This is a genomic window from Bradyrhizobium sp. U531, from assembly GCF_051710265.1.
GTDB lineage: Bacteria > Pseudomonadota > Alphaproteobacteria > Rhizobiales > Xanthobacteraceae > Bradyrhizobium.
The window spans coordinates 161,263-184,692 of the sequence record NZ_JASVEN010000011.1 but is presented as its reverse complement, the minus strand read 5'-3'; the positions used below and the strand labels follow the sequence as shown (position 1 = coordinate 184,692).

Annotated in this window: 22 protein-coding genes and 1 pseudogene; 10 read left to right on the top strand and 13 right to left on the bottom strand. The window is 61.9% G+C overall.

What is annotated here, in order from left to right; all coding sequences use genetic code 11:
• Nucleotides 1-4 precede the first annotated feature (4 nt).
• From virB9 to QRQ56_RS34235, 10 genes are all read right to left on the bottom strand, one after another.
• Entirely contained in the window at nt 5-856 is an 852-nt protein-coding gene (gene virB9 / locus QRQ56_RS34280) for a P-type conjugative transfer protein VirB9 (protein WP_438745856.1), read from the bottom strand.
• Complete coding sequence (locus QRQ56_RS34275; protein ID WP_438745855.1) at nt 853-1,524, bottom strand: virB8 family protein; 672 nt, start codon at nt 1,522-1,524, stop codon at nt 853-855. The genes virB9 and QRQ56_RS34275 overlap by 4 nt, the downstream gene beginning before the upstream one ends.
• 324 nt (nt 1,525-1,848) lie before the next feature.
• Entirely contained in the window at nt 1,849-2,835 is a 987-nt protein-coding gene (locus QRQ56_RS34270; protein ID WP_438745854.1) for a type IV secretion system protein, read from the bottom strand.
• Nucleotides 2,836-2,846: 11 nt separating this feature from the next.
• The gene (locus QRQ56_RS34265) at nt 2,847-3,089 is read right to left on the bottom strand and encodes an EexN family lipoprotein (RefSeq protein ID WP_438745852.1); all 243 of its coding nucleotides are present in this window, start codon (nt 3,087-3,089) and stop codon (nt 2,847-2,849) included.
• Nucleotides 3,086-3,808 carry a P-type DNA transfer protein VirB5 gene (virB5, locus tag QRQ56_RS34260; protein WP_438745850.1) on the bottom strand — a complete coding sequence of 241 codons (723 nt, stop codon included), beginning with the start codon at nt 3,806-3,808 and terminating at the stop codon, nt 3,086-3,088. The genes QRQ56_RS34265 and virB5 overlap by 4 nt, the downstream gene beginning before the upstream one ends.
• Nucleotides 3,805-6,171 (bottom strand): VirB4 family type IV secretion/conjugal transfer ATPase, encoded by a 2,367-nt coding sequence (locus QRQ56_RS34255; protein WP_438745848.1) that lies wholly within the window; start codon nt 6,169-6,171, stop codon nt 3,805-3,807. Before QRQ56_RS34255 ends, virB5 begins: the two co-directional genes overlap by 4 nt.
• A complete protein-coding gene (locus QRQ56_RS34250) occupies nt 6,164-6,502 on the bottom strand; it encodes a type IV secretion system protein VirB3 (RefSeq protein WP_438745847.1) in 339 nt (112 codons plus the stop codon). The genes QRQ56_RS34255 and QRQ56_RS34250 overlap by 8 nt, the downstream gene beginning before the upstream one ends.
• Nucleotides 6,502-6,798: a TrbC/VirB2 family protein gene (locus tag QRQ56_RS34245; RefSeq protein ID WP_438745846.1), complete on the bottom strand. Its 297-nt coding sequence runs from the start codon at nt 6,796-6,798 to the stop codon at nt 6,502-6,504. Before QRQ56_RS34245 ends, QRQ56_RS34250 begins: the two co-directional genes overlap by 1 nt.
• A 73-nt stretch (nt 6,799-6,871) precedes the next feature.
• Nucleotides 6,872-7,441, bottom strand: a complete 570-nt coding sequence (locus QRQ56_RS34240; RefSeq protein WP_438745845.1) for a type IV secretion protein — start codon at nt 7,439-7,441, stop codon at nt 6,872-6,874.
• A 43-nt stretch (nt 7,442-7,484) separates the two neighbouring features.
• Entirely contained in the window at nt 7,485-8,120 is a 636-nt protein-coding gene (locus tag QRQ56_RS34235) for an acyl-homoserine-lactone synthase (protein WP_438745844.1), read from the bottom strand.
• Between the two features lie 97 nt (nt 8,121-8,217).
• Here QRQ56_RS34235 and QRQ56_RS34230 point away from each other — a divergent pair, with 97 nt between their 5' ends.
• Nucleotides 8,218-9,042 (top strand): autoinducer binding domain-containing protein, encoded by an 825-nt coding sequence (locus QRQ56_RS34230; RefSeq protein WP_438745923.1) that lies wholly within the window; start codon nt 8,218-8,220, stop codon nt 9,040-9,042.
• Between the two features lie 478 nt (nt 9,043-9,520).
• Here QRQ56_RS34230 and QRQ56_RS34225 read toward each other — a convergent pair.
• Nucleotides 9,521-9,760: pseudogene (locus tag QRQ56_RS34225) on the bottom strand (methyl-accepting chemotaxis protein); the annotation flags it as partial.
• A gap of 251 nt (nt 9,761-10,011) precedes the next feature.
• Between QRQ56_RS34225 and QRQ56_RS34220 the strand changes: the two are divergent.
• From QRQ56_RS34220 to QRQ56_RS34205, 4 genes are all read left to right on the top strand, one after another.
• A complete protein-coding gene (locus QRQ56_RS34220; protein WP_438745842.1) occupies nt 10,012-10,938 on the top strand; it encodes a DUF3991 and toprim domain-containing protein in 927 nt (308 codons plus the stop codon).
• Nucleotides 10,939-11,816: 878 nt separating this feature from the next.
• On the top strand, nt 11,817-12,404 hold the full coding sequence (locus QRQ56_RS34215) for a hypothetical protein (protein ID WP_438745841.1): 588 nt from the start codon (nt 11,817-11,819) through the stop codon (nt 12,402-12,404).
• A 290-nt stretch (nt 12,405-12,694) separates the two neighbouring features.
• Complete coding sequence (locus QRQ56_RS34210; RefSeq protein WP_438745839.1) at nt 12,695-13,621, top strand: ArdC family protein; 927 nt, start codon at nt 12,695-12,697, stop codon at nt 13,619-13,621.
• A gap of 641 nt (nt 13,622-14,262) precedes the next feature.
• Nucleotides 14,263-14,577: a DUF736 domain-containing protein gene (locus QRQ56_RS34205; RefSeq protein WP_280711914.1), complete on the top strand. Its 315-nt coding sequence runs from the start codon at nt 14,263-14,265 to the stop codon at nt 14,575-14,577.
• A gap of 165 nt (nt 14,578-14,742) precedes the next feature.
• On the opposite strand, the gene QRQ56_RS34200 is transcribed toward QRQ56_RS34205, so the two are convergent.
• Nucleotides 14,743-15,954, bottom strand: coding sequence for an RHE_PE00001 family protein (locus QRQ56_RS34200; protein WP_438745837.1), 1,212 nt, complete (start codon nt 15,952-15,954; stop codon nt 14,743-14,745).
• Between the two features lie 1,947 nt (nt 15,955-17,901).
• On the opposite strand from QRQ56_RS34200, the gene repA reads away from it, so the two are divergent.
• The 3 genes from repA to repC all read left to right on the top strand — a co-directional run bounded on the left by repA (nt 17,902) and on the right by repC (nt 21,584).
• On the top strand, nt 17,902-19,122 hold the full coding sequence (repA, locus tag QRQ56_RS34195) for a plasmid partitioning protein RepA (RefSeq protein ID WP_438745920.1): 1,221 nt from the start codon (nt 17,902-17,904) through the stop codon (nt 19,120-19,122).
• A complete protein-coding gene (repB, locus tag QRQ56_RS34190; RefSeq protein WP_438745836.1) occupies nt 19,122-20,114 on the top strand; it encodes a plasmid partitioning protein RepB in 993 nt (330 codons plus the stop codon). The genes repA and repB overlap by 1 nt, the downstream gene beginning before the upstream one ends.
• Nucleotides 20,115-20,366: 252 nt before the next feature.
• Nucleotides 20,367-21,584, top strand: coding sequence for a plasmid replication protein RepC (gene repC, locus QRQ56_RS34185; protein WP_438745835.1), 1,218 nt, complete (start codon nt 20,367-20,369; stop codon nt 21,582-21,584).
• Nucleotides 21,585-21,818: 234 nt separating this feature from the next.
• Here repC and QRQ56_RS34180 read toward each other — a convergent pair whose 3' ends face one another.
• A complete protein-coding gene (locus QRQ56_RS34180; protein WP_438745834.1) occupies nt 21,819-22,019 on the bottom strand; it encodes a hypothetical protein in 201 nt (66 codons plus the stop codon).
• Nucleotides 22,020-22,167: 148 nt separating this feature from the next.
• Between QRQ56_RS34180 and QRQ56_RS34175 the strand changes: the two genes are divergently transcribed.
• Together QRQ56_RS34175 and QRQ56_RS34170 are read left to right on the top strand one after the other, a co-directional pair.
• Entirely contained in the window at nt 22,168-22,350 is a 183-nt protein-coding gene (locus QRQ56_RS34175; RefSeq protein WP_438745833.1) for a hypothetical protein, read from the top strand.
• Nucleotides 22,351-23,057: 707 nt separating this feature from the next.
• Nucleotides 23,058-23,369 (top strand): DUF736 domain-containing protein, encoded by a 312-nt coding sequence (locus tag QRQ56_RS34170; protein ID WP_018273795.1) that lies wholly within the window; start codon nt 23,058-23,060, stop codon nt 23,367-23,369.
• The last annotated feature ends 61 nt before the right edge of the window (nt 23,370-23,430 follow it).

Sequence of the window (23,430 nt, the reverse complement as noted above, 5' to 3'; positions counted from 1 at the left end):
CGGCCTATCGTGGCTTTACGGTTGGAGCTGACTTCCTGGCCCGCCGCTCGATCGAGGGGCTCGTGGTGTTGGTGCCGGGATTGATCCCCACCGGGTCGAACGCTTCATTGAAAATGCACAGCACCACGGCACCTTTGCGCAGCCGAAACTCGCGGGCCGTTGCATGGACGACGACCAGTTCGCCGCGGACGTCCTTGGGCACCAGACTTTCCGAGCCGTCTGAATTGATCAGGTAGATGGCGGGGACTTCGCGGTTGCCTGCAAAGCGAAATGTTGTCTCCTTGCCGTCGTCGAAGACGGCTTCGGGCTCGAGATCGACGGACCCCTGGGCCGAGAACCGCCAGTTCCGCGCACCGTAGGCATGATGAAGGTCAAAGGTCTGGTCGATCAGGGCCCCTTCCCGCTCAGCGCTCCGGGCAGTGGCCTCCGCGCGCCGTCGTTCAACTTCATCGCCAGGATAAGCAAAGCGAACGACGAAGTAGCTGTCGGCCAGCGTGGTCTCGGCGATGGACAGCTCAAACTGGTAGGAGCGCTTTCGTCCGTCCGCGCGGGTGGTCACGACCTGCAGATTGGTGGGCGGATGCTTCTCGCGCGGTTTGAGAAACAGAATGGAGCCCGCCGGTGCAACCTCCCAGGCGACGGAATCTCCGATCGCGACATGGGCGACCTCTTCGTCGTCGCCAAACATCACCTGGGTCGAGGCCCGAATGACGCCGTTGACCCGGACCACGTTGGTTGGGTCATAGGTGACAGTGCGCACCCGGGCGTCATGCTGACCCGGTGACGGCTGTTGCAGCGCCAGGACTGGGTCTGCAAGTCCAAGTGACACGATGATCGGAAAGATGAGACGTTTCACGGCACGACCTCTGGATCGGCGCGATATTCTGAAACCTGAAAGCCGAGGGGATTGACCAGGCGATCGGCGGAGGACATCGGCGCATTGGCATAGGAAAACGTTAGCGTTGAAACCCAATGGGTGATGCGGGTCTCCTCACCCTTCCGGCTCTCTTTCATGAAGCGCACGGAGGCCACATTGTCGGCCAGCAGCGAAATCGCCTTGATCCTAACGGTGGCGACCCCGAATCGTCCCTGAATGACCTGGGGACTCTGAGGATTTGAGCCGCGGTACCACGCCGCGAAACGGGCCTGCTCGCCTGACCCCGAAAGCAGGGAAATCGTGCGGAAGTTCGTCTCCGCCTCGGGGTAGCTGTAACCCTCGCGCGCGCGGACGTAGCGTCCGAGAAAGTATTTTGTCACCGCCTCGTCGTAGCGCGCCGGTGTCGCGGTCAGCGCCGAAACCGTGTCGACGATGCCAGTGGCATTATCCACCCGAATGACGAAAGGCTCGACCGTCTTTAGAGGCGCGAGTGCTGCGACCGCCCCCACCGAGGCGATCGCCAATGCGCAAGCGGCTGCCGCGATGAACCATGCCGTTCGCCGCGAGCGGTGAGCCGACAGCAGCAGATCCTGTTCCCATCGACGCGCGTTCTCGAAATATGCCTTTAGGTCGTCGGTGCCGACCATCTCACGCCTCCTTGCCGCAGGGGTGGTAGGAGGCAGCGATGTCGATGTGGCTGCCGGAAGCCGAGGACCGTCCAGTTGGCTCCGACGAACCAGCATCCCCCTTCCGGATGAGCGGGTCCGAAGCGGATGGCAGAGGTGCTTGTTCCGGAGCCGCCAATGGCGTCCCGTTCTCCCAGTCCCACAGCGAACGATTGAGCGGCCGGCGGACCGAGCCGTCGCATGATGGCGGTGCCTTCGACCAGCTTGCGCAGCCGCCAAGCTGGCACGCTATCACGGAAACGACGAGCAATCTGAGAGGCACGCGTGAGAGATTCCGCTTCCGGTTCATGCGGCCGTGCTCCCGTGCGACCGGGTACGGCGGATGCTACCGCCCTGGCGGCTCGCGCGTAAGGCGGTCAGACCCTGGCTGGCCGACCACCGGGCGCCGGCATAGGCACCGCTGGCTGCCGCCGTGGCATTGGCAATCAGGGGGCTTGTCACCAGGCGGCTGGCGAGCGAAGCGCCGCCCCCGGCCAGTCCACCGGCGATGACCGGGAGCTGAAGTGATATGTAGCCGGATAGCCCGAGCACCGCGCTGATCGCAACGGCAGCCACGACCATCTCGCCTGCTGTTCCCGCGTTGTTGCCGAACCGGTCGATAAATCCCGTGACGGTCGTCAGCATGAGACCGACCAGAGCGACCACCAGGACCAACAGGATCACGAAGTTTGCGACTTGCCGGAGCCAGGCTTCCGTGAACGGCCTGGTCGCCTCAAAAAGAGCCATCGCGATGAAGACGGGGCCAAGGGCGATGACGACGCCAAGTCCCACCTTGGCATAGAGCAGGATCGCGAATTGCAGAAAGGAGCCAATCGCCACAAAGACAAGAAGAATGGCCGCAACCAGGGCGGGCGCGATGTTGGTCAGACCAGCTTGCTTATAGATCTTGTTGGCGACGCCGATACCTTTGGTAAGCAACTGATCGAATGGCGCGCCGGAACTGGTGTTCAGACCGGAGCCAGCCAAGGCATTGCCAATCTCTTTGGGAAAACTGTCGAAAAACAGACTCGTGACGTATTGCTGGAACGTGCTCGAATTGGTTGCAAGCAGGACGACAAGTACGATCCGCATGGCACGCCAAGCGAACTCCATGATAGGCTCGGAGATCGAGCCGCGCATGACAGCAAAGCCGTAGAGAACGACGTAAAGCGTCACGCCAACGCGTAGTGGACCGTCGATATACGAGGCCAGATTCGAGACCGATGTCGATACAAAGGCCGTGATTGGCTGCTCGAATTCCTTCAAGAAGGTGTCGAAGACATTTATTGCCATTGTGAAGATCCCTATTTTAGCGCGTCTTCCATCTCTTGAACGGTGCGTTTATTTCGCGCTTCATTCGCGTTGACGCAGTTCGGGGTGCTGCCGAAGTCTCCGGGATTCTCGCCACAGGCGTTGAGCGTGGCCTCAAGCTCGTTTTTGTGATCGAGATACCAGCCCACCGTCTTTGTTTCGATCTTGGGAGCCTCGTTACAGCCTGTCAGGAGCCCCGCTGCCGTGAGCAACAAGATGTAAGTTGTTCGTTTCATCGAAGCGCCGCCTGTATTTCATCAGTGAGCTGCTGGTCTTTTTCCCGCTCGCGCTGGCGATCCATATCCGTGCGCGCCTGCTGGATCATGGCGAGCCCCTGCATCCGCAGGACGTCGTTTTGCAGAAGAGCCTGTTCCGCCTGCAGGCGCGCCGACAGATCGAGGACCTCTTTGACGTCGGTTGCTGAGCTGATGCGTGTTCTGAGCTCTTCCAGCGCATCGATGCGCTGGGACGCCGTGTCGTAGACGGCTTGGCCGAGCGAGTGCTTCGCCCCGGTCTGGCGGGCGATACGGTCGAGTTCGCTCTGGTAATACGAGTTGCCGCTGTTGTCGGAATAGTAGCGGTTCTGTGAAAGATAATGATCGATCGCCTCGGCGAAGTTACCGCTCCCCTGCCCCGAGGTCAGGCGTTCGATGTCGGAAAACTGTTGCGGCAGCACCTTGCGGAACTGGGGCGTGTTGAGGAGCGCTCCGATGTCGTTGGCGTTCGTGAGCTTGTTGAAGCTGTCGTAAAGCTGCTTGGCCTGCTTGAGCTGGTCCTGGGCGACCGCGAGCTGCGAGGTCAGGGTATCGACCTGCTTCTTCATCTCCATCAATTGGTCGAGTTGCCGTGCAAAGACACTGGGGTCGAACACAATGTCGGCCGCAGCAGGCGAACCCGTCGCTGTCACCAGGAGGCACAGCAGGACGGCAACGGATCGATTGCGTTGACGGATCATTTGGCGGACTTTCGTTGTGCATGAAAAAGGGGCAGCCAGCGCGTCGGGTCATCGCCGGCTTCAGCGCGAATGCGGTCGAGCAATTCGACGGTCTCCGTGCGTCCCGACAGCACAGCCAGCGCGTCGTCGAAGCCACGGAGATCAAGCTCAGCCACGACCGAGTTGTGCCCCTGCTTGACCAGAAACCGATGACTCTCCGGGGTGAGCTCCTCCTTGATCAGGCGAAACTCCGCGTCGGTCAGATGGAAGCCGTCCACATAATCAGAGCGCGTGCCCCGCGCGTTAGGCAGAAATATCTGGGTCGGACATTGCTCGACGATGGTGTGCGCGATCGGGGACGCGAGCGCGTCGCGAGGCGATTGCGTACCGAAGACCATCAACGCATTCTGCTTGCGGATGGTCTTGAGCTTGTTGTTGGCAAGATCCCGGAAGGCGTCGTCACCGAGCGCCTTCCAGAATTCGTCGATGTCGATGATCAGCCGCCGGCCGTCGATCAGTTGCTCGACACGGTGAAACAGGTACATCATGAGCGGCGTGCGGACCGTCGGATGGTCCAGGAGACTGGTCATGTCAAAGCCAATGGACCGCGCGTGCAGTTGGATCTCGTCGTGCTCGCTGTCGAGCGCCCAGCCGAACGGTGCGCCCCGGCACCATTGCTCCAGTCGAGCGCCAATGCCCTCGCGATCCTGTTGGCCCAGAAACGTGCGCAGGGCTCCGAACGAACGTTCAGTCCGCCGCAGCTGCCCCAGAGCGCGCAAGCCGGAGTCGATCCGCTCTCCTTCCGTCACGGAGAGGGGACGGTTGCCTGGCGTGACGAGTTGCCGAACGAGTTGGCCAAGAAATGACAGATTTGCCGGCGTCAGCTCCATGGCCTTGAGAGGAGCGCAGCCGGTTGGAGTTCCGTTTCGAAGCGTCAGATACGTCCCGCCGGCAGCCCGGACAAAGACCTCAGCGCCGCGATCCTTATCGAAAAAGACGTAACTTGCGCCGAGCCGTTCGGCCTGTGAGAGCAGGAAGTTCTGAACGACAGTTTTGCCCGATCCCGACGGTCCGCAGATGAACGTGTTGCCGAGATCGCCGTGGTGAAACGAGAAATAGAAGGGCGATCCCGATGCGGTTTTGAGCATAGCAACAGCGGGCCCCCAATGGTTGCCGGTCGCCTTGCCCGTGGGATAGGTGTGGAACGGTGAAAACGCCGCGAAATTGCGCGAGCTGATAGCGCCAGAGCGCGCCCGGTACTTGAACAGGCCGGGAAGCTGAGCCCAATAAGCCCCCTCGAGTCCCAGATCCTCTCGGGCGACAACGGCGCCTGCATCCGCCAGGGAGCGGCGGGCCACGCTCATCTGGTTCTGCAGCTGCGCAGGTGTGTCGGCATAGATCAGAAACGACAGATGGTGGTCGCCAAACACAAATCGATTGGACTCGAGATCGTCGAGCGCGTCCGAAAGTTCGTCGATTTGCGAAGCCGCTGGATCCTGCGCGGACACCAGCTGGTTCTGTTTCCGTGTCAGGACCGTCTTGGCGTCTGCCTTCGACAGGAACGCAAAGGACTGCGTGAGGATCAGTTCAAAAGGCGCAGAAAGCAGCGAATTGAGCAAGCCCGGCCGGGTGGACGCAGGATATTCTTTGAGCCCTAACATGCCCGCGAAGCGCGACCCGCCGGCGCCTCGGATCTCGAGGGATTCGCGGCCGAAGATGATGCGGTTTGAGTAAAGCGCAGGTCCGATTGGTCCCTGTGGCAAAGGCATCGGCATCCAATCGCTGGATGCGATGCCGTGGAGCAGCTCCATAGGCTCGGAGAAAACGATGCCATCGCGCTCGATCAGTCCAGCCACACGACTGCCATAGCGCTCGAGGGCCGCGGCGACATCGCGCGTCGCATCGTTCAGTCGCTTCAGGGCATCATGATCGACTTCGGTAGCATCTCGGGCGGCTCGGCCGAGACGCTTGAAGAACTCGGTCGCGACATCAGTTGTCCCGCGCCCCGGATGAAACACCAGCGTCAAGTAGAGATCATTGCGGAACAGGGCTTCCGTCCGAAGCCGCTCTCGGTATTCGGCGTTGAGATCGGCGGCAAAGGGCGAGCGGAAGGCACCCCCCGGGTAGATATCCGTGTGCCGGCGCACCAGATGGGTCCATAACGCCAGCCGGGGATCGGCAATGTTGCGTAATGTCAGGTTCAACTTGGCATGCAAGTCGTTGAGATCGGCTGTCCCGGCCGTCTCGAACGAAATGCCCTCGATACGGATCACCGTAAGTAGGGCCCGGGTCGTGAGGCTGATGACGGTATTCGTGACATGGCGACCATAGGGCAAGTAAGTGCTGGGCTCGATTTCCCGAGCCTTCACGGCTGACTTACGCATAGCCAAGATCCCTCGCCTGATGCCGGCGGATGAGCCTAAGCGGCGTGCAGGATGATCCGCCCCAGAGTGTAGAGTTCCGGGCGCGGCCGCGTGTCTCCAGCCAGGCAAGCAGAATTCTGAACATGTTGGGATCACGCTGGCAGATGACCCGGCAGAGCCCATGGATCGGGAGCGCGATTAGGGCGTAGACTATACTTCCCGCCGCGAGAAAGAGGATGCAGGAAAACATGACGTTGAATGCCATCGCTTCCACAGTGACGCCGGCGATCATAGCGGGACGGGTGCACGCCAGGAACAACGTGTCTTCCGTCAGATGTGCGGCCTCGATCATCAGTGACCACCAGTCAAGGTCGAGACCACTTCGGAGGCGCCGAACGTAATGGCGACGCCGAGCACCACGTAGGCGGCCTTACGCAGATCCAGATAACCGAACATCCAGGCTATGCCGACGATGATTACCGCGAGCGTGGCCAGCAGGCGGGCAACGTTGCCGGTGAGCATGTTGACGATGTTTTGCAGCACGCCTTCAATATTTGCTGTCTGCGCCATTGCGGGCTCAACGAGGGCCATACTGAGAACGGTGGCCATAGCCAGCAGGGCGCTAGAATTCTTAAGACGAGAAACCATGATATGAGCTCCAATTGCAGTGTTTGTTGGAAAGGTTGAGGTGCCCGACGCCGGTTGCGGTGAAGCGACGCATTCAGCGTTTGTAGACGAGCGCTGACTCGCCGATCCCCGCGCGATAGACGTCCCAACGTGGCGCGGCGCTGGGCTCTGCCGATGTGCCCATAGTCCCTATGTCAGCGCCCGGAAGGGGAGTAATCGTGGCGGATGCAGCCGGTTTGGTGGGAAGCTTCGTTGTGGTAGCCTCGGCGCTGAAGCTGGCTATGACGCTGGCGACCGCCTGGTCGTGATTGGAGTTCGTTGCTTCGGCTGCTCGCAATCGCGCCTCGAACAATCTGCTCAAGCCGGCGATGTGCTTGCAGGCATCAAACGTCGTGGTGACCGTGAGGCCCGCTTCCCGCATATCCTTGACGTCGAGTTGAGCAAGGCCGGTTCGGGTGGCTCGGCCGCTCGACATGGCCTCTGTAGCAAGTTCAATGGCCTCGCCGCGGTCGGACGCCTGAATTGGGAGCGGTTTGGGTTGAGCAATGGTGATGAGCAGCGGTTCAAAGGCGCTTGCCTTCTTTACGATCGCAGTCAACGGCTGAATGTAGCCTGCCGTTGGCGTGCACCGTTCGATCATTGCCGCGAAAGCTGTCGGATCCATTCTGGAACCTCTAAGGGATATCGGACGAAAGGGGCCGCGACGGCTATGCTGCGAGCGCGATGCTCGATGGCGCGATGATCGTGCGTTCCTGGATCTTCCCCGCTTCTTGAACCGCCCGGAATGCGGCTTCGGCAACGGGCAACAGGCCGGCGACCGCCTTGGTGTTGCCGATTTCCTGGGGAGAGCCGAGACGGTTCAAGTGCCACCCTGCTCGTCGCAGGATTCGTTCCATCCGCAAGTCCGTGACAGTTGCGATTGCTTTTAGGTCGTGCTGGAGACTCCATTCGATCATGGCAGCGAAGAGAAGAAATGTTGCGCTCTTCAGGCCGTTCGTAGTTTGATTTCCTATCGACTGCGTGTCGACGCAGAATCTTGAGCTCTCCCAGATCGTGGCGCTGTTCGGTGCGCCCCTGCCGTCCAACAACATCGGAAACGTGTTGGCCAACATGTTGGGTCCGGTGGTAGGCAGGAGCCGAACGCAGCCAACCACGCTCCGTTGATTGATGACCAACAGATATGTGGGTGCGAGAGCATCGTATTGATCAATCTCGAGTCCGTCCGATACCGATACGTCCCAATCCAGGCGCTCCCTGAAGACGCGTCGACGGAGGCGGTGCATTCCGAACGCCAGATCAGAATGCTTCAAAAGAGCAGAGCGCGAAAACGCGAGGACTTTCATTTTGGTTTCCAAAGCTACGAATCATTAACTTGGAAGCCAACAAAGCAGCGGCGATCACGATGTTGATCTGTCAGTTCTGACAGGGGCGCGCTTGGAAGTGTTTCGCCCAAAAGCTGCCGCAACCGCGCAATACATCTCTACACGTAATACGGGAACAGCCCGTCGCGATCGCACAAAAGACTTAAACAGAGGCGCGATGAAAAACGTTGAGAGAGCGTGCAATGAGTTCTTTGATTGCCTTCACACTGCTATCACGGAGGACGATTTCCGACGCGTGGCGGAGCGGACTACGCATGCTTTAGGCTTTCGCTGGTTCGCCTATATAGAGCGCAATGCAAACGGCACGAGCCTGATCTCCTCGTATCCAAAACGTTGGACTGATCATTATTTCAAAGAGGGATACGACAGGATCGATCCCGTTCTTCAAAGACCGCGGGTGAATAACCGCATTGCGTTTTGGGATGGGCGTGACGCGTCAAGTGCGAACTCTCCAAAACAGCGTCGAATGTTCGACGATGCGATGAGTGTCGGAATTCGGACAGGTTTAACGATCAGAATTCCCAGCGGGAAGAATCAGCTTGCCGCATTTACGTTGGCGGTTGACGACCGCAGTCTCGAGCTCGATAGCTTCATCGAGACCTCGCGAGATGCTCTTCATATGATGAGTCTCACCTATCATGCTCATGTCAGCGCCAGGATCGATCTGGCTAACTCCCACGGCCGGAGGGACATCGCTCTCAGCCAGCGTGAGCGTCAGTGTCTCGCCTGGGCATCTGACGGCAAGACCATGCAGGATATCGCCGATCTGCTTGGCGTTAGTCCTCGCGGCGTGAAGTTCCACCTGGACAATGCCAGACGGAATCTTTCTGCCCTGACCCTTCCACATGCCGTCGCGCTCGCCCTCCGGCAAGGGTTGCTCTGAGTGTCCCAGGTCAAACCCTTAGGCCACTTCGCGCAGTTCAATATCCCTATATCCACCATTTTACGGCCCTTTAGCGCTTGAGAGCGGACAACGGGTTGCCGAAAGAGGGTGAGTGGCCAAATCAACTTAGGAAATTTGGGCGGCGCCCTTGCGGGCCGGGCTGGCGCTTTCGCCGAAGCCCGCAAGCGGTTTTCCCCCCTCGCGGGCGTCCATCCCTGACACGTAAAGAGGTACGCGGAGGTATGTCGCTATCTAACTCGCAGCTCAGCTGGCCGTCTCGGCGCTCAGCTGCCCGTTCGACGAAGAGCAGTTTGAACCGCCGGCGACTGACCGTCAGGTCAGTCGGCGATTGGCGTCGGGCACGGCCTCCTGCAACGTCGCATTCCCCTAAAACAATTCTAAGAGCCGGTGGGGCGGGGTTTGCGGGAGCGGCTTGGGGTCGCAGCATCTAGGCAACGGCCGCCCGGCGACCTTGTTGTCATGCAACCCGTATTGTCCTCAAGAATTGTCCAACCTCCTCCTGAAGCTTGCGGCTCTCCTGCGATAGCGACTGGGCTGCAGAAAGAACGCTGCCTGATGCGGCACCCGTTTGGTTGGCGCCGCTCTCGACCTCGACGATATTCGTACTCACTTCGGATGTACCCCGCGAAGCCTGCTGGATATTGCGCGAGATTTCCTGGGTCGCGGCACCTTGTTCTTCCACCGCGGCCGCAATGAGCGGGGGAGGCCCCAGCCCCACGACCGTAGTCCCCGCCTCATTGACGCCGGATAACCGGTGTGCCGCTGGCGCCATGCCGGCGGCAAGGGAGGCTCCGCCGCAATCGGAATCCCATGTGCTGAATGGCTGCCAGTGCGCCCTTGCCTCCGGCAAGGCTTCGCGGCCGGCAGCTCCTATTCCGCGCTACGCGGACGAGAAGTCAACTGAAGAAAGGGACCGGGTGAATGTTGAGCGCGCTCGGAGCGAGAACAATGGAAAAGAAGGACATTGAAGAGTTGCGCAGCAAGGTGGCTTGCGCCGCCGTGCTCGAGAACGAGGGGTGGAAAATCGACTTGAAGGAAAGTACCCGGCGGGCGCTCAAATACCGGTGCGGTGCCGACATCATCATTGTCATCCACGAAGGGCGCGGCTGGTTCGATCCGTTGTCGTCTGCCAAAGGGGATGTCTTCGATCTCGCAGAGCATCTTGGCGCGAGCGGATTTGCTGTAGCCTGCGATCGCGTCGCTGCGCTTGTCGGTTTCGTTGTGACCGCGCCGGTCTGGAAGCAATCACCCAAACCGTCAGCGACGGCATCCATCGTCAGCCGATGGGCTCGCCGGCGAGCGCCAAGGCCTGGCTCGGCGACTTGGAACTATCTCGCCGAGCAGCGTGGCATTCCCGACACCATTATCGCTGCTGCGGTTGCTCAAGGCCGGCTGAGGGAGGGCCCGCAAGGTAGCATGTGGGCGGCACATGACGATCTTGCCGGCCACATCATTGGTTGGGAAGAGCGTGGTCCGCACTGGCGCGCTTTCGCTACCGCCGGGACCAAAGAACTTTTTCGTTTCGGGTCGACGGCCGCCGAGCGGATTTGCATCACCGAGGCTGCAATCGATGCCATGAGCCTGGCCGCCATCGAGGTCCAGCGCTCTCACACGCTGTATGTCAGTACTGGTGGTGGCTGGTCGCCGGCCACGGAGCAAGCCATCCGCAGCTTGGCTGCGCGCGAGAATGTTCGGCTTGTGGCAGCGACCGATAACAATCGGCAAGGTGACGTCTACGCTGAGCGTATTCGCAGAATTGCCGGCGAAACTGGCGTTGAATGTACACGATCACGACCCCAAGCCGTTGACTGGAACGAAGATCTAAGAGGTCTGCTCGCCGGTACGGTCGAGGGATTGCTTGCGGCCAATCAATGATGACTATGATGTCCGAGGGGAAGTCGGTCGTGTGTCGCGTGAGGCCCGAGCAGGCGGATAAATTCCGAGCGGACGGATAAAGGAAAAGCGCAAGAGAGAGAGGCGGGAAATCCAAATGGAGAAATGACGTGCCGCATGCCCGGCCGGCGCGTTTGCTTCTTCGGGACGCCATCGGCATTGCGGCCCCTTGCTGGCTTTCACGGCGGTGGGCATGGAGACCGTGCAAGCCGAGACAGAGCGCGATCTCGGCGTCATCGAGTGCCAATCGCTAGGCGCCGAGCGGATGACGAACACCGATCGCCGAAACACCGGCCGCGCGGCCGAAGCGCATCGAGCTGGACGAACGCGGATGAGCGGCTGTTTCAGCAGCACGTCGTCGAGCTTGCCCTGGCCGGTCGCGACGATATCGACGCGCTCACGCAAAAGCTCGATCGGCAGGAGACGGCGATCGCCGAGTTTCGGAGGCGCAATTGCGATTGCATTGCGTGGGCGTGAGAACGAACGGCGTCCAAGCGCAAGCGGAGCACCCGAAGGCTCGTTGCCGAGGTGAAACGGCCGGCGGGTTTGGCGCGACCTCCCGATTTTGACTGCAGGCTGACCCTGGGCCGTCACTCCCTCGGTTGTGCTGCGGTCTGAACCGTCCGCGGTCCGCCTCAAGGGCAAGTCGCGAAGCGATCGGGCGGCCGCCGTCTCGCGATGGGGGTCGCGTCCTTCGCAGGCCTGAAGGCCCGCTCGGCCTTTGGCCCGCCCATGCTCGCCCTGGCAGCCGCCGCCCCCTGAAGCGGCCCGCTAGTGCCGGTTCTGGTCGACCGCATCCGAGGGAGCAACGGCCAAGGGCCTGACCGCTTCCCAAGGTGAAACCGAGAAAGGATCTCATCATGACCAAGACCGCCCGCTCCCATCGCGCCACCGCCCGCGTCATTCCGCTCCGCCGCGGCGCGACGCTCGAAATGGTTCGCCTCGCCTGCCCCGACTCCGCGCAGACGTTGCGCATCTCCGAGAGCTTCGGACTTGCGGTCCTCGACAGCGACGGCATCCGTGACCTGCACGAGCGACTCGTGGTCGAGACCGCGGGTGCGCTCAAGGACGGGCTCAGCGAGCGTGCGATGGAAATCCACCTTCAGCGCATCGTCGGCGCCTACGTTGGTTCGGCGCACGGCGCCGGCCAGTTCTACTCCCGCGCCGTGACCGAGGCGCGCGAAGCCACCGCCAAGCTCGCCAACGACGCACGCGACGAAGACCTCGACGGCCCCGTCGGCTTCGACAGCCAAGCGCAGCGCAAGCGCGAATTCGCGGCCGACATGGGGCTCCAGGCGCACGCGCTCCGCATGGCGGCCGAGGGTGCCGTCGCCGCCTACGAGCAGGTCATCGGCGAAGCCTGGAAGCCCTTCGAGCGGCAGGTCGAGCACGCCGGCGAAACTGTCACCAAGAAGGCCGCCGCGGCCCAGATAGCGGCCTTCGAATAGTCCTCAAGGCGGGGCTTCGGCCCCGCCTTCCACATGTTGCCGCTGTGAAGGCTGGTCGCGAGACCGGCCATTTTTTCGTGTCGCCGGCAAAGGCAACAAGAAAAACGTAGCGTCGCGCCAGCGTGGCCCCTCCCGGTCGGTGGTCCTTGCGGCGGATACGGCGCCCGCGCAACGGCTGCGCCGTCCTCCGCTGCGCTGCGGCCCGGTCGGGTGCGCGAGCGCCTGGTGCCGCCGCGGCGGACCCCGTGAGGGGCCGCGGCAGGCGCGGCCTCCGAACGGAGGTCATTGAAATGAACAGGAACGAAGGAAAGCCGCGCGCCGACATCTACGCGCGCATCACCGATCGCATCGTCGCGGATCTGGAGCGCGGCGTACGGCCGTGGGTTAGGCCGTGGAACGCGGCCAATACGGCTGGGCGCATCACACGGCCGCTGCGCCACAACGGGATGCCTTATCAGGGCATCAACGTCGTGCTGCTGTGGTCGGAAGCCGTGTCGCGCGGCTTCACGTCGCCGATGTGGATGACATTCAAGCAATCTCTCGAGCTCGGCGGCCACGTCCGCAAGGGCGAGAGCGGAACCATGGTGGTCTACACAAACAGGATCACCAAGACCGAGACGGACGACAGCGGCGACGACGTCGACCGGACCGTACCGTTCCTGCGGGCCTACACCGTGTTCTGCGTCGATCAGATCGACGGCCTGCCTGACCACTACTACGCGCGCCCTGCTCCGAGCACGCCGCCGGCACAGCGCATTGCGCACGTCGACGCGTTCTTCGCCAACACCGGCGCGACCATCCGGCAAGGCGGCGACAAGGCGTTCTTCGCGCCATCGCTCGACCTCATCCAGATGCCGTCGTTCGAGACCTTCCGCGACGCCGAGAGCTATGCGGCCACGCTCGCGCATGAGTGCGTCCACTGGACGGCGCCGGCGCACCGCGTCAATCGCGATCTCAGCCGCTACGCGAAGGACAGCAGCGAGCGCGCCCGCGAGGAGCTTGTCGCCGAGCTCGGCGCCTGCTTCCTTAGCGCGGACCTTGGCATCGTGCCCGAGCTCGAGCCGCGTGCTGACCACGCGAGTTACCTTGCGTCGTGGCTGGAAGTGCTGGCCAACGACAAGCGCTTCATCTTTTCGGCGGCGGCGCACGCGCAGCGCGCCGTTACCTATTTGCACGATCTTCAGCCGAAGCCGGCCGAAATCGACCAGGCGGCATGAGCGCGACCGCGTCGCGTCTTGCCCTTCTTCATGAGCTCACCAAGGCCCTCGCCTCGCGGCGAGGTCCTTCTTGCGTGCACAGTCGTGCGCTTGCGTCTTCCGGAGGCGGAGGCACTTCCCTCATCACCTCGTCCAGCGCGGCTGGGATTCGCCGCGTGGGGCCGCTGGGATCCCGAGATGTTGTCTGTTCCTCAATGGGCGTCTTCTCGCAGCGGCGTGAGGGCGGTGCATCACGAATTGCGTTCGTCCGGCATCGCACTCGCGGTGGCCGTACCTCGAAAGAAGCCTCAGGGGCGCGGGCGAGTCTCTTTGGTCAAGTGGCTCTGCCGCTCTCGTGCGGTGCGCGCCTGTCACCAGTCATATCCCCTCGGTCGGCCTGACGCGCTCAGTGTGTCCTCGATTTGGCATGTCTAACCGAAGGCCGTCGTCGCTGCGCTCCAACTCGATTCCATGACCGCAACGTCCGTTCGCGACTTTCTTCCCCTGGCCGCTGCGCGCCCATTCCTCGCGAGACAAGAAAGCCTCGCCCTGGCCGCCCTCCACTTCGTTGCGGCCCTTCGGGTGCGGTCCAATCGCCTCCGGTCAACGACAGCCATCGAGGTCGCGGTGGTCGCGGCCCGAGAACCGAAGAGGATACGAATATGGCTACCATCGGCAACTTCACCGTGAACGGCAACGGCTTCGTGGGCACCGTCAAGACTCTCGCCCTCGGTACCGTGAAGGCCAAGATCGTCGCGGCCGACCGCACCTCGGAGAAAGCCCCGGACTACCGCATCTTCGCCGGCACCATCGAGTTCGGCGCCGCGTGGAAGAAGAAGTCCCAGGAGCAGAACCGTGACTATCTCTCGGTCAAGCTCGACGACCCGAGCTTCGCGGCGCCGATCTATGCGACGCTGGTCGAGATCGAAGGCGAGGAAGGCCACTCGCTCATCTGGTCTCGCCCGAGCCGCGACTGAAAGCCCGCGCAAGAAGGCCTCGCCAGTGGCGAGGCCTTCGCCTGCCGAAAGACAGGGGCAACGATGTGCAAGGTTCTGAACGTGCGAATGTCGGCCAACCGCTTGAGCGCGGTGCGATCTGTCTCGGCCGACCCAGCAAAGGGCATGTCGCTCTGCCCGAGGTCTCTAGAGGATTCCCCACGCCCGGTACCGCCCTCGCCCGGTGGCCTCGCGCAGGCCGAGCTCGGTCACCAGGCTCAATGCTGCGCGTGACGTGATTCCCAATTCCTCAGCGATCATGCCGGCAGAGACAACCGGACGGGTCAACACGTAGTCGACGAGCGCCGGCAGTTTGGAAGTCGACCGGCGGCCGGTTAGTTTCCGAAGCAGTAGCGTGCGCTGGTTGAGCCAGCGATCGTGCGCCTTCAACCCAGCCTCGGCGGCAGCCGTGATCGCATCTAGCTCCGCGACAAGCCTCGTCGCGGTGTCGCGCGACCGGCGACGCTCGCGCGGGATAGTTTTCAGCCCGTCGTGCAGGCAGGCGAGATGCGAGCGTGTTTTGCCACGTTGACGCAACAGCGCGGCCGCCAGCAATTGGCCCAGCCATGGCCTGTGCTGTAGCGGTTCGATGCTGCGCCATGCGTCGGCCGCGATGGCCGCTGCGAGCGTCGGCGGCAGGCTGCGGGTCTCATCGAGGCTGGCGCGCCAGGCGGCGAGGCGGTCGTCCTCGTCCCAATCGATGTCGTAGACCAGCGGATCGCGATCGGTTGCGTGACGGAATTGACTCGGGCTATCGCTGGCAAGGGCGCGATCGGTCTTGGCCATCGCGGCATCGATGGCAGCGAGCGCCTCAGACAGCCGGTCGTTATTTCCGGTTAGTGCAAGTGCTACCTCCGACACATCGCCCGCCTCTTTCGAATCCCAATCCCCTGCTCCACTCTCTTCCCGCTTGCCGCCGACCTCGTCCAGGTTGCCCGTCCCGTCCAGGCCGCGCAAGGCGGCAAGGCCGGCCGCCGACAACGCCCAGTCGGGCTTTTCCCGGTGGATGCGACGGCGGGCGCGCAGCACGGCGCGTGCCCGAGTCAGCTCATGGGTCGGTGCGCGGATATCCATGCCGGCGTCATGGAGAACCAGATCTTCGAGGTGGACGAGTTCGCCCTCCAGCCATAGACTGGCGCAGGCATCGGTGAAGTGGTTTCGGCTGATCCACCCATCCCGAATTGGGCTCTTTGCGAGGCGCTCGTCGAGGCGGGCAAGCGCGTCCTCGGCAGTCGCAAGCGGGCCAGCAATAGCGGCCCAGGGCAACGGATCTGGCGTTTTGTAGCCGAAGAGCAAGGCCTTGATAACCTTAACAGGTGCGGTTGAAACGGAATCTATCAGGCAGATAGATTCCGTCATAGCGGTAGCCGCCTTCCCTTTGTCTTGCTAGCCACTCTTATCGACAACATTGGACGTCAGAACACAAGCTCAGTGGCTCTCGCGGCCTAGGGGCGTGAAAATCAAGCCGGCGGGCGTCGCCACCCTGAAGGTCGACCGTAGCCGATTGCGCCTTCCGACCAGTCGCGTGCCGCCATCGATTTTGGTGAGACATCTCGCTCTGTGTAAGGCACCTGCCATTTCAAATCGCTGGCCGGTCGTCGTCCAGGATTTGTAGCTCTCGTCCTGTCTACACTTGCCGTGAGCACTCCTGCGTAGACCGCTTCAGGCAGCTTCGATGTCAGTCTGCGAGAAGTCCATGGCTTTGAACATCAAAGGGTCCCCTAAATGGCTGGGTCCGTGGGCGAAACAATCTCCGAAATTGAGCCGTGCTGGGGTCGGCCCTTGTCGTAACGGTCAATGGCGTCGAGCGCGGTTAGGGCGGTTTCAGCCCGCACTTGCTTCATCTTGAATCTCCATCAGCGCAAGATGACTCTCGACCGCTTCGCTAACGCGCGAGATCAATCAAGCCCTCAAGCGATCGCTGCCTCCCACATTGCCACCGGCGAGTGCATGGTCGCTTGGTGAAGGCACGCCGAGAGCACCTCGCGCGAACTCCAGATTGTTGACCGCGGTCAACTTTGGCGTTCGAGTCGCGGAAGATTGAGGTGTTATAATACCGTAAAGCCGGGTTCCTGGAGCGCAGGAGCCGCTGACCTTCCTAAGAGGCGCAAGAGGTGCCCGTCTTCTGTAAAAAGTTGACCGCGGTCAACTTTTCCGAATGCGCATTCCCGGACGCGGTTCCCCTGCGGGCGGAGACACGGCCAGACCTTGAGGGCGCGCAGCCGTCCAAATCCGAGCCGATTTGCCAAACTCGACCAACTGGGACCAAGGTCTTTGACCTTTAGCTTCGGCGAGCAGAGGGCCTAGACCGGGGAACCGCAGAGTTCGAGATTGGTGTCACGGAAATGTTCGATCAGAGCTTCGGCGGGCAGGTCGGGTAAAAGCCTGGCCGGCCTTCCGCTGAAAGCCCTTTGGAATTCGACTCCATGGGGCGCATAGACCACGGGCAGATCGAAGATGCGAGAGTTCGCTTGGGCGGTCCGAATGAGGTCCTCGGAATTTCCCCAATGAAGGGGTTCGGCTCACGGCCGTCATCCAATGTCCGGCTGGTGCGAGGCTAGATCGATAGGCACCCTTCTCCGGTCGGGCTGATCGTTGATGGCGATGAGGTTCTGCGCTGGCTCGATGTCGGCATGGGGCATCGTCTTGCAGTTGCTGCAGACGACGCGGGGAGTAGACGGCTCGAAAGGACGCAAAGCCGGCTCAGCCCACGAAGAAAGTTGGTGACGCCCGGTGTGTTGCTCGGAAATAAGAAGGGCTCTCCTTTTGAGGTCGAAAGCTCCTTCATCTCGTCACGGGCCGAGAACCTCCATCGCTCGCGCTTCAAGATTTTCTATCCCAGACAAAGACTGCATTGAGCTGGCAGCAGCCTATCGTTCGGGGGAAGGAAATCTTCATGGCGCCATCCATGGCTTTCTGAACGTGGAGGGTCGTCCACGGCAGGATGTTTGGCGGCTAGGGAGCCGCGATGTTGTAGCTGATGGCGCCGAATGACTGCAGCGGTGCTTGAGAAGTTCGACGTCGAGCAGTCTGGCCGACGCCACTTATCAGACAGGTGAGGGTGATTGCGGGCGAACTCCGCCGAGCAGGGGACCACTTCGCGACCGCATTGTCGCTGCCTCGTTGAATCGCGATGCACGCAGAGCTCGGCCTTTGCACGACTGGTTCGTTGGCCTAGCCAGCGCCCTCCCGCCTTAATGTCTCGTTAACCCTTTCTTCATTGCCGAGCGATACAGAATCGGAGTTACTAACGCCGAATGTAGAGTTTTCGGCAAAATGTCGTAACCACGAGATGCCGCCGTGTCTTTGACAGAACAAACTGTTGCCGATCATTCGGCGTTAAATGAGCCTCGCGCGATCCATGAACTGATCGCTGCGGACGCTCGCGAGCTATCCGCGAAGCTTGTGGCCCACAGGCTGAAACTCTTCCCGCCGAAAGCCGCCAAAACCTTACGTCGATTCTCGTCCGGCGAGGCGGCCAAGTTGATCGGCGTGAACGACTCCTATTTGCGGCAGTTGTCGCTCGAGAAGAAGGGGCCCGATCCCGAGATCGGCCCGGCCGGCCGACGTCTCTATTCCTTGGGCAACATTCAGGCCCTTCGGACTTATCTCGACGAGACCGGAAAGGCCTCGCGCCGATATCTTCCGACGCGTAGGGAAGGCGAGCATCTGCAAGTCATAGCCGTCGTCAACTTCAAGGGCGGTAGCGGCAAGACCACCAGCGCGGCGCACTTGGCCCAGCACCTCGCGTTGCAGGGATATCGAGTGCTTGCCGTCGACCTCGATCCTCAGGCGTCCTTGTCGGCTCTGCATGGATACCAGCCCGAATTCGACGTCGAAGAGAACGGCACCTTGTATGGTGCCATCCGCTACGACGACAGCCGCCGCGAGCTGAGCGAGATCATCCGACGGACCTACTTCCCGCTCCTGGATATCGTGCCAGCCAACATCGAACTGATGGAATTCGAGCACGAGACGCCCAAGGCTCTGGCCCAGCGGCAGTCCGGAGATCCACTCTTCTTCGCAAGGGTGGCCACGGTGCTCGGGTCGGTGGAGGCGAATTACGATGCCGTGGTCATCGATTGTCCGCCCCAGCTGGGATTCCTCACGCTGTCGGCGCTATGTGCCGCGACCGCGGTCCTCATCCCGGTGCATCCCCAGATGCTCGACGTGATGTCGATGTCGCAGTTTCTCCTGATGACCTCGGACTTGCTGGAAGTCGTCGCGAAAGCCGGCGGCAACATGAACTACGATTGGATGAGATATCTCGTCACCCGCTACGAACCCGGCGACGGTCCGCAGGCGCAGATGGTCGGCTTCATGAGATCGCTTTTCGGCGACCGCATGATCACAAACATGATGCTGAAAAGCACCGCGATCAGCGACGCCGGCATCACCAAGCAAACCCTCTACGAGGTTCCGCGCGAACAGTTCACGCGATCGACCTACGACCGAGCGATGGAGTCGCTCGACGGCGTCAATGGGGAAATCCAGAATCTCATGCAAGCGGCCTGGGGGAGAGCCTGATGGGACGCAAGAACCTACTCAGCGATCTGCTGAGCAACGCCACCGGTCCGAGCGCGCCGCCGACGGAGGAGGGGAGGGCACCCCAGCCGACCCTCGGCGGGCGCGGCGTTGTCGGAGCCATGAGCCGATCGCTTGAGCGACTGTCTGCCGAGAGCGAAGCGGCGAGAGCGCTGGCCGATCGGTTCGCCAATGGCGAGACAGTGCTCGAAATCGATCCCTCGCTGATCGACGCATCGATCGTACCCGACCGGATGCCTGGTACGGACGAGGAGCATGAGACTCTGGTCCAATCGATTTCCGCCAACGGCCAGCTCGTTCCCGTTTTGCTGCGTCCTCATCCGAGTCAGCCGGCCCGCTACCAGACGGCTTACGGTCATCGCCGGGTGAGAGCGCTAAGTGCGCTCGGAAGGCCGGTCCGTGCGGTCATCAGGAAGATGACCGACGAAGAGCTCGTGGTGGCGCAAGGCAAGGAGAACGGCGAACGGAAGGATCTTTCGTTCATCGAGAGGGCAATCTACGCCGTCGCTCTCGAGGACCGCGAGTTCAAGCGCGAGACAATCGGATCCGCCCTCAGCGTGGACAAGACCGAACTCTCCCGCCTGATCTCGGTTGGCCGTGCCATTCCGCGCGCGTTGATCGATGCAATTGGCCCAGCGCCGAAAACTGGCCGGAGACGCTGGATGGAGCTCGAATCCTTGCTCCAAGGCAAGGATGCAATCGGCGATTTGGCGACGCTGATCTCGAGCCAGGCCTTTCGCAGTAAAGATTCCGATGCGCGTTTCCTTGCCGTATACGCAGCGCTAGCGCCCCCGCCGCAGCGAGCGGAACCCGAGTCTTGGACATCGGCCGACGGCAAGGCAGTCGCCTCGATCGACCGCAAAACGGAAAAGACGACGCTCGCGGTAAATGAAAAGGTCGCCCCGGGCTTCGGCGAATTCGTCGTAGGGCGGCTAGGTGAACTCTACGTGGAGTACCTCAAGGGAACTGCGTAAGCGCGCTTCCCCAGGCTCCTGCAGAACATGGCGCAGCCAGCAACGAAGGCTTGCCGCGCGATCAGTAGGCGTATCGATTTTCAACAGAGGAGTAGAACGCAAAGAAAAAGGCCCCCGAAACGTCTCCGCCCCGGAAGCCTTCTCTAACGTGTAAGCAGCCTTAGAGAATCACGGACGCGAATCCCAGTCAAGCGTATTTGCTGCGGTATCGATTCGCCGAGCGCTTTTTCTTTGCCTGGAAAGGCGAAGAACATGACCGACAGTCACCCAACGACGCCCTTCGGGCGGCGGACGCTGACGCTTGCCATGGTGGCGAGCCAGGCGGCCGCGAAGGCATGCCCTGAAGACAGAGTAGTTCACAAGTGGAAGCTCTTCCGCGCGATCACCGATGCAAGGGATCGGCTCGATATCTCGGATCGTGCGCTGACCGTGCTCAACGCGTTGCTGACGTGTCTACCGGAGACGGCTCTCACCCCTGGCAACCTCGTCGTCTTCCCCTCGAATGCGTCGCTGAGCGAGCGCACGCACGGCATGGCAGGGACCACGCTCCGCCGGCATCTCTTCGCGCTGGTCAACGCGGGACTCATCATCCGCCGCGATAGCCCCAACGGAAAGCGATACGCTCGGCGATCCGGCGATGGCACAATCGAGCAGGCCTTCGGGTTTGATCTGACGCCGATCGTAGCGCGGGCCGAGGAGTTTGATCGTCTGGCTGACGAGGTGAGGATCGAGCGCCGCACCATCGCCTTGGCGCGGGAGCGTGTCTCGATACTGCGGCGGGATATCTCCAAGATGATTGCTATCGCGGCCGAGGAGGGGGCCCAGGGCGACTGGGCGAACGTTCGGAGGCGCTTCGCCGGCCTCAGTGGCCGTTTGCCGCGAGTGGTCGGGCTAGGCCTCCTCGAGCCTTTAGCCGAAAGCCTGGAGCGTCTCGCAGCAGAGGCGGGCAAACTGTTGGATTCCCATCTCTCTGCACAGAAAACGGACGGCAATGACAGCCATTCCGGCGCGCACTATCAGAATTCAAATCCAGAACCCTCAATTGAACTTGAACCAGCCCCTCAAGAAGGCGGGGGGCCGATCAGTGAAACCCAACCGGTGCCGGAGAGGAGGAGCCAACAGGCGACGGGATTCCCGTTGGGGCTGATCCTCAAGGCCTGCCCCGACATCGCCATGTACTCGCGGACAGGAATTGGAAGCTGGCCGGAATTCATCGCGACGGCTGCGGTTGTTCGATCGGCGCTGGGGATCAGCCCGAGCGCCTGGGAAGACGCCGTGGATGCGATGGGGGAGGGCGATGCAGCGGTTACGGTCGCCGCGATCCTGCAACGCTCGGCGGAAGTCAAAAGCCCGGGCGGCTATCTGCGGGGTCTTACGGCCAAAGCTAGGGCCGGCAATTATTCCATCGGGCCGCAGATCATGGCGCTCTGGAAGAAGCAAAAGACTGCGAATGATAAACAGGCTTCCTAGAAGCGAGCGGGCGTTCCGATGCCCTGCGACTCCGGAACCGCGGGACGCAAACTGCACTGCGGGCGCGATCGGAGTGTTCGATGGTTCGATAGAACCAAGGCCGCCGCCGCAGGGCGCAGGAGGCCACCGTGGTGCGATGCGAGGGAAGGAGTCGAAGGGGAGCGGCAGAACATCGACTAACGGCGCGCCCACGATGTGGCGGTGAAGCGGCCCACGATCTGCACTGCGAGCTTTTCAGGACTCGCCAGAGCTGGAGAACAGCACGGTCGGTGGCGTTGCGCGCGGGGGCGGGATGGACCGTCCGCCGGGTGATCCTGGTCTGCTCTTGAGGTCGTATCGCTGGGCCAGGTCGAGGAGCCGCCGCCTGGTGAATGGGTCCGCGTTCTCGGCTAGATCGCGCGCCCGCTGTGCAAAGCCCCTGTAAAATTCTTCCACGACGCTACCCCCGCAACATCACTGAAAGCCGGATTTCAATGCTGGACGCGCTCCACGTCAAGCGGTCCGATGCATGCGGACAAGTTTCGGCGATCTACTTGTGCTCGCGGCGCACTGGGAACTAAGCTGGTGCCCGGCAGGGAAAACCATGACTCCGCTCTACCTGAGCCGGAAGCTGTGCCCGAAGTGCGGGAAGCCGATGACGGCTGTGCCCGACGACGTCGCGCCGGGCCGGCCGCGCAACGTCTGCCTGGCCTGCGAAGACGACCCGCTGCGCGATCCCGCTGCCCGGAAATGGGCGGAAAGCCCGCTGCGGCCGCCGGCCAAGTAACGTTCGAACCGAAATCGAGCCCGCCAGCCGGATCGCTGTTGACGTCGATCGTGCTCACAACCCGCACCAATGCTGTGTTGCGACCCGCACGCCGAGCTTCGTTCCATCGCGCGTGCCGGCGGAATCGTCCCGGACTCGGCGGCCGGCACGTCCACCGACGCTAGCATCTGTTTCACGCCTCGCAGGGCGTGTCGGTCGCATGGATGCGGAGGACCGGGTTACATCCGCATGGCGGGAACGTCGGCAGCCTCGTTATCGATCTTGCGATGGCCACTTCGACAGGTGCGCCGACGTTGCTGACAGCGATAGTTTCCCTGGTAGGTGACGACCCGGCGCTTAGGTGGCCTGCTTATGGTGAACGACGTTTCGCTGCGACGCCCATTGCCCTGAGATCCGAATGCCCGACTAGGGCCGCCTGCCTTCATTCCATGTGTTTTCGCGACGGGCACACCCATCTGCGACCTCGATAGAGGCTGGTCTGACCGAAGGCCGATCCCGCTTTGCGGGCTCTCGATCTTGTCCCTGCAACGCCCGTCCTCGACTTTCTTCCCCTGGCGCTGCGCACCATTCCTCGCGGTCCAAGAAAGTCGCTGCCGGCCGCCCTCCATTTCATTCCGGCCCTCCGGGTGCAGGTCGATCGCCTCCGGTCTCACGACCGCCATCGAGGTAGCGATAGGCGCGGCCCGAGAAAACAAGGAAATGAGACAATGGCTACCATCGGCACCTTCACCTCCACCGGCAACGGCTTCTCCGGCGCGATCAAGACGCTCAACCTCAACGTCAAGGCCAAGCTGATCCGCGTCGAGAACCCTTCCGACAAGGGACCGCACTTCCGCATCTACTCAGGCAACGTCGAGCTGGGTGCTGCTTGGCAGAAGACCGCCAAGGACACCGAGCGCGACTACCTCTCCGTCAAGCTGGACGATCCGAGCTTCCCCGCCCCGATCTACGCCACTCTGACCGAGGTCGAAGGTGCGGAAGGTCTCCAGCTGATCTGGTCCCGGCCCAACCGGGACTGACGCTCAGCCAGTGGGCTCCGCCGCAAGACGGGGCCCGCTCCCTTCGACTGGAGATGCGATC

Bases quoted from the DNA above. Each gene is read 5' to 3' on its own strand.
- QRQ56_RS34275 (WP_438745855.1), bottom strand. From the start codon at position 1,524: ATGGTCGGCACCGACGACCTAAAGGCATATTTCGAGAACGCGCGTCGA.
- QRQ56_RS34270 (WP_438745854.1), bottom strand. From the start codon at position 2,835: ATGGCAATAAATGTCTTCGACACCTTCTTGAAGGAATTCGAGCAGCCA.
- QRQ56_RS34265 (WP_438745852.1), bottom strand. From the start codon at position 3,089: ATGAAACGAACAACTTACATCTTGTTGCTCACGGCAGCGGGGCTCCTG.
- virB5 (WP_438745850.1), bottom strand. From the start codon at position 3,808: ATGATCCGTCAACGCAATCGATCCGTTGCCGTCCTGCTGTGCCTCCTG.
- QRQ56_RS34255 (WP_438745848.1), bottom strand. From the start codon at position 6,171: ATGCGTAAGTCAGCCGTGAAGGCTCGGGAAATCGAGCCCAGCACTTAC.
- QRQ56_RS34250 (WP_438745847.1), bottom strand. From the start codon at position 6,502: ATGATCGAGGCCGCACATCTGACGGAAGACACGTTGTTCCTGGCGTGC.
- QRQ56_RS34245 (WP_438745846.1), bottom strand. From the start codon at position 6,798: ATGGTTTCTCGTCTTAAGAATTCTAGCGCCCTGCTGGCTATGGCCACC.
- QRQ56_RS34240 (WP_438745845.1), bottom strand. From the start codon at position 7,441: ATGGATCCGACAGCTTTCGCGGCAATGATCGAACGGTGCACGCCAACG.
- QRQ56_RS34235 (WP_438745844.1), bottom strand. From the start codon at position 8,120: ATGAAAGTCCTCGCGTTTTCGCGCTCTGCTCTTTTGAAGCATTCTGAT.
- QRQ56_RS34220 (WP_438745842.1), top strand. From the start codon at position 10,012: ATGGAAAAGAAGGACATTGAAGAGTTGCGCAGCAAGGTGGCTTGCGCC.
- QRQ56_RS34215 (WP_438745841.1), top strand. From the start codon at position 11,817: ATGACCAAGACCGCCCGCTCCCATCGCGCCACCGCCCGCGTCATTCCG.
- QRQ56_RS34210 (WP_438745839.1), top strand. From the start codon at position 12,695: ATGAACAGGAACGAAGGAAAGCCGCGCGCCGACATCTACGCGCGCATC.
- QRQ56_RS34205 (WP_280711914.1), top strand. From the start codon at position 14,263: ATGGCTACCATCGGCAACTTCACCGTGAACGGCAACGGCTTCGTGGGC.
- QRQ56_RS34200 (WP_438745837.1), bottom strand. From the start codon at position 15,954: ATGACGGAATCTATCTGCCTGATAGATTCCGTTTCAACCGCACCTGTT.
- repB (WP_438745836.1), top strand. From the start codon at position 19,122: ATGGGACGCAAGAACCTACTCAGCGATCTGCTGAGCAACGCCACCGGT.
- repC (WP_438745835.1), top strand. From the start codon at position 20,367: ATGACCGACAGTCACCCAACGACGCCCTTCGGGCGGCGGACGCTGACG.
- QRQ56_RS34175 (WP_438745833.1), top strand. From the start codon at position 22,168: ATGACTCCGCTCTACCTGAGCCGGAAGCTGTGCCCGAAGTGCGGGAAG.
- QRQ56_RS34170 (WP_018273795.1), top strand. From the start codon at position 23,058: ATGGCTACCATCGGCACCTTCACCTCCACCGGCAACGGCTTCTCCGGC.